Origin of the sequence: Microbacterium sp. NPDC090225 (assembly GCF_044772365.1) — a bacterium.
Classification (GTDB): Bacteria; Actinomycetota; Actinomycetes; order Actinomycetales; family Microbacteriaceae; genus Microbacterium.
Window position 1 is genome coordinate 2,637,722 of sequence record NZ_JBIVYS010000001.1, and the last position, 12,684, is coordinate 2,650,405.

The following is a 12,684-nucleotide window of genomic DNA, read 5'->3' on the forward strand; positions in this document are numbered from 1 at the left end:
CATGGCCCTCTCCGACGCCCCGCTCCTGCGCGCCCTCGCGGGCGAACGCCCCGCTCAGACCCCTGTGTGGTTCATGCGCCAGGCCGGCAGGTCGCTGCCGGAGTACCGCGAGCTGCGGGTGGGCACACGGATGCTCGACGCGTGCCTCACCCCCGACCTCGCCGCCGAGATCACGCTGCAGCCGGTGCGCCGTCACGGCGTCGACGCGGCCGTCTTCTTCAGCGACATCGTCATCCCGCTGCGCCTGGCAGGAGTCGAGGTCGAGATCGAGCCGGGCCGCGGTCCGGTGTTCGCGAACCCGGTGCGCACGGCATCCGATGTCGACCGCATCACCGCGATCGATCCCGCCTCGCTCGACGCCACCGCGATCTCCGAGGCCGTGCGCCTCACCGTCGCCGAGCTCGGTGACACCCCGCTGATCGGCTTCGCCGGAGCGCCCTTCACCCTCGCGGCCTACCTCGTCGAGGGCGGGCCGTCGAAGGAGCATCTGCGCGCACGGGCCATGATGCACGCCGACCCCGACTCGTGGAACCGCCTCGCCGGGTGGCTGGCGCAGGTCTCACGGGGGTTCCTCTCGGCGCAGCGCGACGCCGGGGCATCCGTCGTTCAGCTCTTCGACTCGTGGGCGGGCGGCCTGAGTCCTGCCGACTACCGCACCTTCGTGCGTCCCCACTCGAAGACCGCGCTCGAGGGCATCGGACTGCCGACCATCCACTTCGGCGTCGGCACCGGACCCTTCCTCGCCGACATGCGTCTCGACGGTGCGGCCGACGGCGTGGGCGTCGACTGGCGGCAGCCGCTCGATGAGGCGGCGGCGATCCTCGGGCCCGACACCACGGTGCAGGGCAACATCGATCCCGCGCTGCTGTCGGCCCCGTGGCCGGTGCTCGAGGCGCACGTGCTCGACGTGCTGGAGCGCGGACGCGCCGCCCGCGCGCACATCGTCAACCTCGGCCACGGCGTGCCGCCCGAGACCGACCCCGATCAGCTCACGCGCATCGTCGAACTGGTGCACGCGCAGCGCGACTGACGGATGCCGTGAGGGGTCACGACACGCCGCGCCTCCGCTCGGGCATGCGGCGTGTCGTGACCCCTCACCCGGGTTATCCCCGGTGAGCGCCGAGCGGGGCGATGCGAGGATGGAAGGCATGACCGAGCCCTCCGAACTCGCCGCCCGCGCCGCCGAGAAGCACGTCGTCGTGATCGGCGGTGGGATCGGCGGCCTCATCGCCGCCCGTGAGTGCGCCAAGGTCGGCATGCGCGTGACGGTGCTGGAAGCGTCGGATGCCGTGGGCGGCGCGATCCGTCGAGCCGAGCTCGACGGGGTCTCCCTCGATGCGGGGGCCGAGAGCTTCGCGACCCGCGGCGGGCACGTGCGTGCGCTCCTCGCCGAGCTCGGCATCGACGACCGCGTCGTCGCGCCCGCTCCCGGGGGAGCCTGGCTCGCCGGGATTCCGGGGGTCGGGGCTGCACCGCTTCCCGTCGGCGGTCTGCTCGGCATCCCCGCCAACCCGTTCCAGGACGACGTGCGCCGCATCATCGGCTGGTCGGGCGCCTGGCGCGCGTACCTCGACCGCGTGCGCCCGCCGTTGACCATCGGCCACGAGCACAGCCTCGGCAAGCTCGTCTCGACGCGCATGGGCGACAAGGTGCGCGACCGCCTCGTCGCTCCCGTCACGACCGGCGTGTACTCCGCGTCGCCCGCCGACATCGACGTCGACATCGCCGCCCCCGGACTCAACGCCGCGCTCACGCGCACCGGATCGTTGTCGGGCGCGGTCGCCGCACTGCGCGATGAAGGGGCGGCCCGTACCGCAGGCAAGAAGCCGGGGGCGGCGGTCGAAGGACTCGACGGCGGCATGACCGTGCTCGTCGATGCCCTGCTCGCCGACCTCGAGAGCTTCCGCGTCGAGGTGCGCACGGCATCGCCGGCCCGCACGATCAGCCGTGACGGCGAGGGCTGGATCGTCGTCGCCGATGCGCCCGTCGTTTCGGCATCCGAGGTCGCACCCGAGGACACCGCCGACTCCGACGACGAGATCGTCGCGATCGCCGAGGAGTGGCAGGCGGATGCCGTCGTCGTCGCCGTCGACGAGCGCACCGCCCGTGCGCTGCTCGCCCACGTCGTGCCCGCGCTCGCGTCGAGCGACGACGTGCCGGCACCCGAGATCGAGATCGTGACCTTGCTCCTCGACGCTCCGGCGCTCGATGCGGCCCCCCGCGGCACGGGCGTGCTGACGGTGCCCGGCAGCCACGTCGCGAAGGCACTCACACACTCCACCGCGAAGTGGGAGTGGGTGCGTCGGGCGGCCGGTGGCCGTCACGTCGTGCGGGTGTCTTTCGGCGCGCAGGGCGAGCCCGCGGCGACCGCGACGCTCGACGACGAGGCTGCGGCGGACCTCGCGCTGCGCGAAGCATCCGCTCTTCTCGGCGTCGATCTGGCGCCGTCGGCGCTGGTCGCCGCGCACCGCGCGCGCTACGTGCAGGCGCAGCCGGCATCGGTGATCGGATCGGCGGAACGTCGTGCGGCGGCACGCTCCGTCGTGCAGGCCGTTCCGGGCCTCGCGGCGGTCGGCGCCTGGCTCGCGGGCACGGGCCTGGCGCAGGTGATCCCCGATGCGACCGAGGAAACCGACCGCCTGCGCCGCACCCTGATCTGGGAGTGAGCGCCTCGCGCCTGTCAACCCCCTGACCTCTCAATGCCGAAATCGGCATATGGGGTTACGCTGGGAACCTGGCCGACGGGGATCGAACGCCTGCGGCTCGACCGGAACAACGTGAGGAGACCCCATGAAGGGGAAGATCGGACTCGTCGTCGGACTCGGCGTGGGATACGTCCTCGGAACGCGCGCCGGACGCGAGCGCTACGAGCAGATCAAGACGCAGTGGCTCAAGGTCTGGAATCTCGACCCCGTGCAGGAGCGCGTCGAGCAGGTCAAGGACTTCGTGGGCCAGAAGGCCGCGGCCGTTCCGGGCGCCCTCTGGAACGGCGCCGTCAAGGTCGTCAAGTCGGTCGGCAGCGACGGCACCCCCGGGCAGAAGCTCGACTCGGTGATCGCCGCGGGCAAGGACGTCGCCGAAGACCTCGAGGATGCCGCCGAAGAGGTGAAGGATCGCGTCGAGGAGGCCAAGAACTCGTCGACGAAGTCCTCCCCGAAGACCTCATCGTCGAACGCCTCCGCGTCGACCGGTGCCGCTCGCAAGCCCGCCGCCAAGAAGCCGGCGGCGCGCAAGTCCGCCCCGAAGAAGACCGGGAACTGATCATGCCCCGCGGCTATCGCGACCGCGCCGATGACAGCTTCCTGTCGCTGATCGGCGACCTTCCCGAACTCATCTCGAACCTGGTCAAGGCCGAGATCAACGCCGCCAAGGCGTGGGTCTCGCGCACCGCGAAGGACGCGGGCATCGGTGCCGTCTGGTTCGTCGTCGCCCTGTTCTTCCTGTTCTGGGCCATTCCGGTGCTGCTGGTCTTCGCCATCGCGGGCATCGCCTCGTGGTGGCCCGTGTGGCTCTCCGCGCTGGCGGTGTTCGGCATCCTGATCCTGGCCGTGCTGTTCTTCGCACTGCTCGGCCTTCTCAAGTTCCGCAAGGCGCTGCGCCGGGAGAACCCCGCGCAGGCCGTCGCCACAGACGTTCGCATCGTGAAGGAGGCCGGCGACAATGACGAATTCTGACCTGCCGATCACCGCCGTCCCCGGCGGCATCGTCGACCCCGTCGCCTCGGCGCGGGCAGAGCTCAAGGCGGCTCTCGCCGCGATCGAGATCAAGGGCAACGTGCCGCGTCGTCTCGACAAGGCCTCGAAGCGCGCGGCCGTGCGTCTGCGACTGTTCTCCGAGCGCAACCCCGCGGGCGCGATCGCGATCGCCGTGGGTGCGGCGGCCGTCGTCGGCAGCGCCGTCTGGGTGATCGCCCGGGCCATCTCGCGCTGACCGCTTCTCTCGCGACTTCTTTCGCGACGCCCCGGAACTCCGCTTCCGGGGCGTCGCGTTTTTTGCACGCCGGGCCGCATTCGCAGCCGTCCGACAAAAGGGGCAGACTGGGATCATGTCCGATGAGAGCGCAGAGAACCCGTCCGGCTTCACCCTCTGGGCCGTGTGGCGACGCAATCCCGATGTGCCCGTCACCGAGTCCGACTCGACCGAACTCGAGACGATCGTCTCGTACGTCGAGGACTCCGGGGTCACCGTCCGCGGCTTCTACGACGTCTCGGGCCTCAAGGCCGACGCCGACCTCATGGTGTGGCTGCACGGCGACACCGCCGAAGAGTTGCAGAAGGCGCTGCGCCGTCTGCGTCGCACCGAGCTGCTGCGCTCGCTCCTGCCCGTCTGGAACGTCATGGGCGTGCACCGCGACGCCGAGTTCAACCGCTCGCACGTGCCCGGCTTCCTCCGGGGCGTCGAGCCCAAGGACTGGCTCTGCCTCTACCCCTTCGTGCGCACGCCCGAATGGTACCTGGCACCCGAGGCCGACCGTCGCGCGATGCTCGCCGACCACGGCCGCAAGGGCGCCGCGTTCACCGGCGTCGTCGCCAACACCGTCGCCGCGTTCGCCCTCGGCGACTACGAGTGGATCCTCCCGATGGAGGCCGACGACGTCACCGATCTCGTCGACATGATGCGCGACCTCCGCTACACCGAGGCCCGCAAGTTCGTGAAGGAGGAAGTGCCCTTCTACACGGGGCGCAGGCTCCGGTTCGACGAGATCGCGGACGTGCTGCAGTAGGCCGGCCGTGAGTTCCCCGATCCGTCTCGGTACTCGCCGCAGCGCTCTCGCGCAGGCCCAGTCCGGTCACGTCGCCGCCGCCCTCGAGAAGGTCGTCGGCCGACCCGTCGTGCTCGTCCCGATCACCTCCGAGGGCGACACCAATCGCGCCTCGCTGTCGGAGATCGGCGGGCAGGGCATCTTCGCCACGCGTCTGCGCGAGGCTCTGCTCGCGGGGGAGTGCGACTTCCTCGTGCACTCGCTCAAGGACCTCCCGACCGCGATCCCCGAGGGTCTCGTGATCGCCGCGACGCCCGTGCGCGAGGATGCGCGCGACGTCGCGATCACCCGTGGTGGCACGCCGCTGCACGAACTGCACGCGGGCAGCACGGTCGGCACGGGCTCGCCCCGCCGCATCGCGCAGGTGCACCGTCGCGCCCCGCACGCGACGGTCGTCGACCTGCGCGGCAACGTCGACTCGCGTCTCGCACGCGTCGCCTCGGGTGAGCTGGATGCCGTCATCCTCGCCGCAGCGGGACTCTCGCGCCTGGGCACCGACTCCCCGCTGCATCGGGAGGAGCTCGGGCTGACCGAGTGGCCGACCGCTCCGGGCCAGGGCGCCCTGGCCGTGGAGACGACGACGGATGCCCCGGCCGAGCTGCGCGAAGCCCTCGCCGCTCTCGACGATGCGCCCACCCGACTCGCGATCACGCTGGAGCGCGCGATCCTCGAGGGCCTGGACGCCGGATGTCAAGCCCCCATGGCCGCGCACGCGGTCGTCGAAGGTGACGCGATCCGCGTCAGGACGGTCGTGTACGCCGCTGACGGCGGTCGTCGGATCGGGCTCGACGTCACCGAACCTCTGAACGAGGGGTATATTCAACGGAACGGCAGTGGCAACGATGCGGATGCTGCCGATGGCACAGATCCGATCCAGGCTGTTCGATCGCTGGGATTGACTGTCGCCCGTCGGCTGCTCGAACAAGGGGCGGCCGAACTCGTCCCCCGAGAGCAATCCTGATGACCACGACACCCGAATCGAAGCACGACAAGCCTCTAGACGGCTGGCGGATCCTCGTCCCCCGCGGAGGCCCGTGGGGCGATGGCGTCGCCGCGAGCCTGCGCCTGCAGGGAGCGGTTCCCGTCGTCGCGCCCCTGATCAACTTCGCCCCGACGACCGATCAGGCGGCGCTCGACGTCGCCCTCGAGCAGCTCGCGGCCGGCGCCTACGACTGGCTGACGGTGACGAGTGCGACCACGGTCGACGTGCTCTTCGCGCACCGTGCCGTCGTGCCGGCGACGACGCGCATCGCGGCGGTCGGCGAGACCACGGCCGCGGCGCTGCAGGCCGTGGGGTACGAGGTCGCGCTGGTGCCCACGCAGGACAACTCCGCCGAGGGCATGGCGCAGCAGATGATCTCGCTCGAGACCGAGCCGCGCCGCATCCTCGCTCTCCGCAGCGAGATCGCGAAGCCGGTGCTGAGCGTGCAGCTCACCGAGGCCGGTCACGACGTCGACAGCGTCGTGGCGTACCGCACGGTCGGCGTGCCGGTGACGGATCGCATCAAGCGCGACGTCGAGAACGGTCGTATCAACGCCATCCTCATCACGAGCGGTTCGGTCGCCGAGCAGGTGCGCGAGCAGTTCCCCGAGATCCCCGACGACACGTTGCTCGCCGCGATCGGTCCGCGTACCGCGCGCGATGCCCGCAACGCCGGACTGCCGGTGTCGGTGGTCGCGGACCGTCAGACGGTCGACGCGCTGATCGACGCGGTCTCGCACTTCACCCTCCCGCACGCGGCCGACGAGTTCACCCCGTGAGCTTCCCCGAGGTACGTCTGCGACGCCTGCGCCAGTCGCCGGCCGTCCGCCAGCTCGTGCGCGAGACCACCCTGCGGCCGCAGCAGCTCGTGCTGCCGATGTTCGTGCGCGAAGGGCTCACCGACCCCGCCCCGATCGGCTCGATGCCCGGTGTGGTCCAGCACTCGATGGATTCGCTGCGCGCCGCGGCGGTCGAGGCGGCCGAGGCCGGCGTCGGCGGGGTCATGCTCTTCGGCGTTCCCGCGGTGCGCGATGCGCAGGGCTCCGGTGCAGACGCTCCCCACGGCATCCTGAACCTCGCGACCGAGGCGCTGGCCGCCGAAGTGGGCGACGCCCTCGTCGTGCAGACCGACCTGTGCCTCGACGAGTTCACGGATCACGGCCACTGCGGTGTGCTGGCCGCCGACGGCTCCGTCGACAACGATGCGACCCTCGAGCGCTACACCTCGATGGCTCTCGCCCAGGCACGGGCGGGCTCGCAGCTGCTCGGGCTCTCGGGCATGATGGACGGCCAGGTCGCCACCATCCGCCGTGCGCTCGACGCCGAGGGCTTCACCGGCACGATCCTGATGTCGTACGCGGCGAAGTACGCCAGCGCGTTCTACGGGCCCTTCCGCGAGGCGGTCGACTCGCAGCTCACCGGCGACCGTCGCACCTACCAGCTCGACCCCGGCAACCGCCGCGAGGGCGTGCGCGAGGCCGTGGTCGACGAGCAGGAGGGCGCCGACATCGTCATGGTCAAGCCGGCGATGGCCTTCCTCGACGTGCTGCGCGAGGTGCGCGACACCGTGGATATTCCGGTCTGGGCATACCAGGTGTCCGGCGAGTACGCGATGATCGAGGCCGCCGCCGCGAACGGATGGATCGACCGCCGCGCGGCGATCCTCGAGTCGCTGCTGTCGATCCGGCGTGCCGGTGCCGACGCGGTTCTGACGTACTGGGCGACCGAGGCCGCCCGCTGGCTGCGCGACTGATCGGTCGCCGCCGCACTTCGAGAGGAAGCACCATGTCCGATCGCAACGATGATCTCTTCTCCGCCGCCCGTGCGGTGATCCCCGGCGGGGTGAACTCTCCCGTCCGCGCCTACGGCTCGGTGGGCGGAACGCCGCGGTTCCTCACCACCGCGCAGGGCGCGACGGTGACGGATGCTGCGGGGACGACGTATATCGACCTGGTCGCCTCATGGGGTCCGGCGTTGCTCGGTCACGCGCACCCGGAGGTCGTCGCCGCAGTGCAGGAGGCCGCGACCCGTGGCCTGTCGTTCGGGGCGCCCACCGAGGGTGAGGTCGAACTCGCGGCACTGATCGCCGACCGGGTGCGCTTCGGCGAGATCCGGCCGATCGAGCGCGTGCGCCTGGTCTCGACGGGCACCGAGGCGACCATGACCGCGATCCGCCTGGCCCGCGGCGCGACCGGCCGTGACCTGCTGGTGAAGTTCGCCGGCCACTACCACGGCCACTCCGACGGGCTGCTCGCTGCGGCGGGCTCGGGCGTCGCGACGCTCGCGCTGCCCGGTTCCGCCGGCGTGCCCGCGCCGATCGCCGCGCAGACGCTCGTGATCGACTACAACGACCCCGAGGCGCTGGCGGCGGTCTTCGCCGAGCACGGACCGCGAATAGCGGCGGTCATCGTCGAGGCATCCGCGGCGAACATGGGCGTCGTCGCCCCGCTCCCCGGCTTCAACCGCCTCATCGCCGACACCGCCCACGCGCACGGCGCGCTGATGATCCTCGACGAGGTGCTCACCGGGTTCCGCGTGCACCCCGCCGGATTCTGGGGCCTGCAGGCCGCGGAGGGGGAGGACTACCTGCCCGACATCGTCACCTTCGGCAAGGTCGTCGGCGGCGGGATGCCGCTGGCCGCCCTCGGCGGACGGGCCGACGTGATGGACCTCCTGGCGCCGCTGGGCCCGGTCTACCAGGCGGGCACGCTCTCGGGGAACCCGCTCTCCGTCGCCGCGGGCCTCGCCACGCTGCGTCTCGCGACGCCCGAGGTCTACGCGACCATCGACGCCGCGGCCGACCGGCTCTCGCGTGCGCTCGGTGCAGCGCTCACCGGTGCCGGCGTCGAGCACGCGGTGGCGAAGGCGGGAAACCTCTTCAACGCCTCGTTCCGCGCCTCCGCCCCGCGCGACTACGCCGAGGCCCAGGCGCAGGAGTCGTTCCGCTACGCGCCGTTCTTCCACTCGCTGCGGGAGCAGGGCATCGCCCTGCCGCCGAGCGTGTTCGAGGCGTGGTTCCTCACGGCCGCCCACGGCGACGAGGAACTGCTGCGCATCGAGGCGGCGCTGCCCCTCGCGGCCGCCGCCGCGGCATCCGCTCGTCCCTGAGTGAGCGCATTCCCACAACGGATCGTTGTGTTCCTGTGAGCAAGATCCAGACAACTGGGAGGATGCCGCTGGCAGACTGGGTGTCATGGTGACGTTGCTGTTGGATCAGACGCAACTCGAGATCGTGCTCTCGCCGCTGGAACGCGCCGCGAGCTTCCACCGCGACAATCTCCGCATCGTGCGCGAGACGATCACCAAGGTGCAGCTCACCGACGATGCCTGGACGTGGCTGCGCGGCGTGCCCAACCCCGGCACGCACATCCCCGGCATCCTCGCCGCCGGCACGTGGAAGGCCGCGGGCAGCACCGACTTCGTGCTCATCCGCAAGCGCCGCCCGAGCGTCGTGATCGACCTCACCGGAGACGAGCAGTACCGTCGCCTCATCCTGACCACCCGGCACGGTCTCGCCCTCACGCAGGCTCTGCGGCTCGAGGTCTCCGAGGAACCGGCCGACGTCGAGGAGATCGTGTCGACCGGCTCGATCCCCACGACGAAGCAGCCCCGGCGCCCGGTGATCCGGCCGCGGCCCGCCTGAGCCACCGCGCTCGCAGACCACAAGCGAAACGCCCTCCGCGACCATCGGTCGGGAGGGCGTCTCGCTGCGCGGGCGATCAGTCGCGGGGGCGGTACTCGCCGTGCTCGTGGTGCTGGTCGCCGTCGCCGCTCTGGTCGTAGTCGTCGGCGTTGGCGAGTTCGTCGTCGGTCGCCGTGAGCGGGATCTCCGGGATGATCTCGATCACCGTCGTGCGGGGTGCGCCGTCGGCGGGAGCGTCGTCCTCGGGAGCGTCGACGTCGGATGCCTCCTCGGGCGCGTGGTCGGATGCGTCGTCTGTCGGCTGCTCGTCGGTCGCGACCTCGTCAGTCGAGTGCGCGTCGTTCGTGGTCTCGGCGTCGTCCGCCTCGGCATCGCCCGTTTCGGAGGGCGCCTCGCCGAGGGGGTAGTCCTTCGGCTCGTCCTCGAAGTAGGTGCGGGCGGCGTCGGCGAGCATCGAGCTCACCGCGGCCGAGCGCGGGTCGGCGTCCTCGTCGGTGTCCGTCTCGCTGCTGTCGGATGCCTCGGCGGACTCGGATGCCTCGTCGGACGGGCCCAGGTCGTCGAACACCTCGACGCCTGCCTCCTCGCCGATCGGCACGCCGGCGGCTTCGCCGTCGATCGCGTCGGAGGGAGCGTCATCGGCACCCGGGAACGAGGTGGCCTCCTCCTCGGCGGCCGCGCCGTTACCGAAGAGGATGTCGTCGAACGAGGGCAGGCCCGCGGCCGACACCTCGACAGGTGCGGCTTCCGGGGCATCCGCGTCGGCGGTCGTCTGGTCGGCAGAAGTCTCGTCGGCGGGCGTCTCGTCGACGGCCGCGGAGTCGTCGACGGAGACATCGACCGCACCCTCGGCATCCGCTTCTTCCGCGACGACGTCGCCCTCGTTCACGATCGCGGCTCCTGCGCCGGCGGCGACCACAGCGGCCGCGACGGGACCGCCGGGAACCGCAGCGGCGGCGTCGGCGGCGATCGCGGAGGCGGTCAGTGCCGCCGTGTCGTCTGCTGCGACCTGCTCTTCGGCGTCTGCCGGGGCGGGAGCCTCGGAGGCCGGGGCGAGCGCCTCGGAGGTCGGGGCGGGCGTCGCCGCGGGGGCGACGAGCTGCGTGGCGAGCAGGCCGGCGTGCGGTTCGAGCCGGCCGCCGCGGGTGAGCTGGATGAAGACGTCCTCGAGCGTCGGACCGCGCTGCACGAGAGTGGTGAGGGCGATCCCGGCATCCGCGGCGACGGCCCCGACCCGGCGGGCGTCGGTACCGCGCACGGTGAGGCCCGAGCGCAGGATCTCGATGTCGAAACCGGCGGCGGCGAGGGCGGCGGTCAGTGCGGCGCGATCCGCCGCGTCGACGATGACGGCTCCGGCCGAGGGATCGGCCAGCTCCTCGATGCCGCTCGCGAGCACGAGCCGGCCCTTCGAGAGCACGAGAACGTTGTCGGCGACCTGCTCGACCTCGCTGAGCACATGCGACGACACCAGCACGGTGCGCCCCTCGTCGGCGAGACGCCGCATGAGCAGACGCATCCAGCGGATGCCCTCGGGATCGAGCCCGTTGGCCGGCTCGTCGAACACGAGGGCGCCGGGGTCGCCGAGCAGGGCGTGCGCGACGCTCAGGCGCTGACGCATACCGAGCGAGAAGCCGCCGATGCGGGCGTCGCCCTCGTTCTCGAGGCCGACGAGCGAGAGCACCTCGGCGACGCGGCCGAGAGGGATGTCGTTGGCCTTCGCGGCGATCGTGAGCTGGCGGTTCGCGGTGCGGCGCGGGCGGTAGACGGTCTCCTCGAGCACCGAGCCGATCACCCGCAGCGGCTGGCGGAGGTCGGCGTACGACTGGCCGCCGATCGTCGCGGTGCCGGACGTCGGGCGCACCTGGCCCAGAAGCATCCGCAGCGTCGTCGTCTTGCCGGCCCCGTTGGGGCCGAGGAAGGCGGTGACCGCACCCGGCTCGATCCGAGCAGAGAAGTCGGAAACGGCGGTCACCTCATTGAAGCGCTTCGTCACGCCCGTGAATTCGAGAACCTGTCCGTCGGTCATGCGCGACCTCTCCTTGCTTGGTCAATTCCCCCTATCCTGCCGGAAAACCGTCCGGATCGCGTATTTCCTGTGGATTGCGAGCCCTCGCGGCGACCGGGGTAGCCTGGCTCCCGTGACCGAGACCTCTGCTTCCGACCGCGTCCTCGTCCGCACGGAAGGCGCTCTCGGGCGGCTCACGCTGCAGCGCCCCGAGGCGATCAACGCCCTCGACCTGGACATGGTGCAGACGCTCACGGCGGCGCTCGACGGCTGGCGCACCGATACCGACGTGCAGATCGTGCTGCTCGACGGCGCGGGCGACCGCGGCTTCTGCGCCGGGGGAGACGTGCGCGCCCTGCACGCGCAGATCGTGTCGGGGCATCCCGAGTCCACCGCCGACTTCTTCCGCGCGGAGTACGCGCTCAACGCGATGATCGCCGAGTACCCGAAGCCGATCGTCGCCTTCGCCGACGGCATCACGATGGGCGGCGGCATCGGCCTCGCCGGGCACGCGGCGATCCGCATCGTGACCGAGCGCTCGACGCTCGCGATGCCCGAGACGCGCATCGGCTTCACCCCCGACGTCGGCGGCACCTGGCTGCTCGGTCGTGCGCCGGGTCGCCTCGGCGAGTACCTCGCTCTGACCGGAGGGTCGATGAACGGGGCGGATGCCATCGCCCTCGGTTTCGCGGACTACTACGTGCCCTCCGCCAATCTCGACGCCCTGCGCGAGGCTCTCGCGTTCCGCGCCGACCCGACGGGGCCGAGCGAGATCGTGCTGCTGTTCGACGAGACGCCGGAGCCCTCGGAGCTGTCGCCGTCGCCGGAGTGGATCGACGCGGCTTTCTCCGCCGACACGGTCGTCGAGATCGTCGAGCGGTTGCAGGCACTGGGTACGACGGATGCCGCGGCCACGGCCGACCTGCTGGAGGGGCTCGCGCCGACGGGGTTGGTCGTGACGCTCGACGCCGTGCGCGAGGCGCGGGCGGCCTCCGGGCTGCGCGAGGCGCTCGAGGGCGAGTACCGGCGGGTGCTGTGGTTCGTGCACGAGCATCCCGACCTGGTCGAGGGCATCCGCGCGCAGCTGGTCGACAAGGACCGCAATCCGCGGTGGCAGCCTGCCTCGCTCGCCGAGCTGGGAGCGGATGCCGGGGCGGATGCTCGCGCGTACGTGCCGGAGACGCCGCTGTTCTGAGGCGCAGCGCGGCTGTTCCGAGCCGTGGAGCGGGTGTCGATGGGTTCGCTGTGAGCGAAGGTTCCGAACTCGACGGTACGAATGTCGGAGCTTCGTG

Annotated in this window: 13 protein-coding genes; 12 read left to right on the plus strand and 1 reads right to left on the minus strand. The window is 71.5% G+C overall.

Going from position 1 to position 12,684, the window contains the following annotated elements:
• Position 1: 1 nt before the first annotated feature.
• The 11 genes from hemE (at position 2) to ACIQTT_RS12725 (ending at position 9,387) form a co-directional block, all read left to right on the plus strand.
• The gene (hemE, locus tag ACIQTT_RS12675) at positions 2 to 1,030 is read left to right on the plus strand and encodes a uroporphyrinogen decarboxylase (RefSeq protein ID WP_402790420.1); all 1,029 of its coding nucleotides are present in this window, start codon (positions 2 to 4) and stop codon (positions 1,028 to 1,030) included.
• A gap of 118 nt (positions 1,031 to 1,148) precedes the next feature.
• Complete coding sequence (gene hemG, locus ACIQTT_RS12680) at positions 1,149 to 2,666, plus strand: protoporphyrinogen oxidase (protein ID WP_402790423.1); 1,518 nt, start codon at positions 1,149 to 1,151, stop codon at positions 2,664 to 2,666.
• Positions 2,667 to 2,790: 124 nt separating this feature from the next.
• Positions 2,791 to 3,261: a hypothetical protein gene (locus ACIQTT_RS12685; protein WP_402790426.1), complete on the plus strand. Its 471-nt coding sequence runs from the start codon at positions 2,791 to 2,793 to the stop codon at positions 3,259 to 3,261.
• A 2-nt stretch (positions 3,262 to 3,263) separates the two neighbouring features.
• A complete protein-coding gene (locus ACIQTT_RS12690; protein WP_402790429.1) occupies positions 3,264 to 3,674 on the plus strand; it encodes a phage holin family protein in 411 nt (136 codons plus the stop codon).
• Positions 3,661 to 3,930, plus strand: coding sequence for a hypothetical protein (locus tag ACIQTT_RS12695; protein ID WP_247624410.1), 270 nt, complete (start codon positions 3,661 to 3,663; stop codon positions 3,928 to 3,930). Before ACIQTT_RS12690 ends, ACIQTT_RS12695 begins: the two co-directional genes overlap by 14 nt.
• 115 nt (positions 3,931 to 4,045) lie before the next feature.
• Complete coding sequence (gene hemQ, locus ACIQTT_RS12700) at positions 4,046 to 4,723, plus strand: hydrogen peroxide-dependent heme synthase (protein WP_402790432.1); 678 nt, start codon at positions 4,046 to 4,048, stop codon at positions 4,721 to 4,723.
• 7 nt (positions 4,724 to 4,730) lie between these two features.
• Positions 4,731 to 5,723 carry a hydroxymethylbilane synthase gene (hemC, locus tag ACIQTT_RS12705; protein ID WP_402790435.1) on the plus strand — a complete coding sequence of 331 codons (993 nt, stop codon included), beginning with the start codon at positions 4,731 to 4,733 and terminating at the stop codon, positions 5,721 to 5,723.
• Entirely contained in the window at positions 5,723 to 6,523 is an 801-nt protein-coding gene (locus ACIQTT_RS12710) for a uroporphyrinogen-III synthase (RefSeq protein ID WP_402790438.1), read from the plus strand. Before hemC ends, ACIQTT_RS12710 begins: the two co-directional genes overlap by 1 nt.
• Positions 6,520 to 7,497, plus strand: a complete 978-nt coding sequence (gene hemB / locus ACIQTT_RS12715; protein WP_402790441.1) for a porphobilinogen synthase — start codon at positions 6,520 to 6,522, stop codon at positions 7,495 to 7,497. The genes ACIQTT_RS12710 and hemB overlap by 4 nt, the downstream gene beginning before the upstream one ends.
• A 32-nt stretch (positions 7,498 to 7,529) precedes the next feature.
• On the plus strand, positions 7,530 to 8,852 hold the full coding sequence (locus tag ACIQTT_RS12720) for a glutamate-1-semialdehyde 2,1-aminomutase (RefSeq protein WP_402790444.1): 1,323 nt from the start codon (positions 7,530 to 7,532) through the stop codon (positions 8,850 to 8,852).
• A gap of 85 nt (positions 8,853 to 8,937) precedes the next feature.
• Positions 8,938 to 9,387 (plus strand): hypothetical protein, encoded by a 450-nt coding sequence (locus tag ACIQTT_RS12725; protein ID WP_247624416.1) that lies wholly within the window; start codon positions 8,938 to 8,940, stop codon positions 9,385 to 9,387.
• A gap of 76 nt (positions 9,388 to 9,463) precedes the next feature.
• Here ACIQTT_RS12725 and ACIQTT_RS12730 read toward each other — a convergent pair whose 3' ends face one another.
• The gene (locus tag ACIQTT_RS12730; protein ID WP_402790447.1) at positions 9,464 to 11,413 is read right to left on the minus strand and encodes an ATP-binding cassette domain-containing protein; all 1,950 of its coding nucleotides are present in this window, start codon (positions 11,411 to 11,413) and stop codon (positions 9,464 to 9,466) included.
• Between the two features lie 112 nt (positions 11,414 to 11,525).
• Here ACIQTT_RS12730 and ACIQTT_RS12735 point away from each other — a divergent pair, with 112 nt between their 5' ends.
• Positions 11,526 to 12,587 (plus strand): enoyl-CoA hydratase/isomerase family protein, encoded by a 1,062-nt coding sequence (locus tag ACIQTT_RS12735; protein WP_402790450.1) that lies wholly within the window; start codon positions 11,526 to 11,528, stop codon positions 12,585 to 12,587.
• Positions 12,588 to 12,684: the final 97 nt, after the last annotated feature.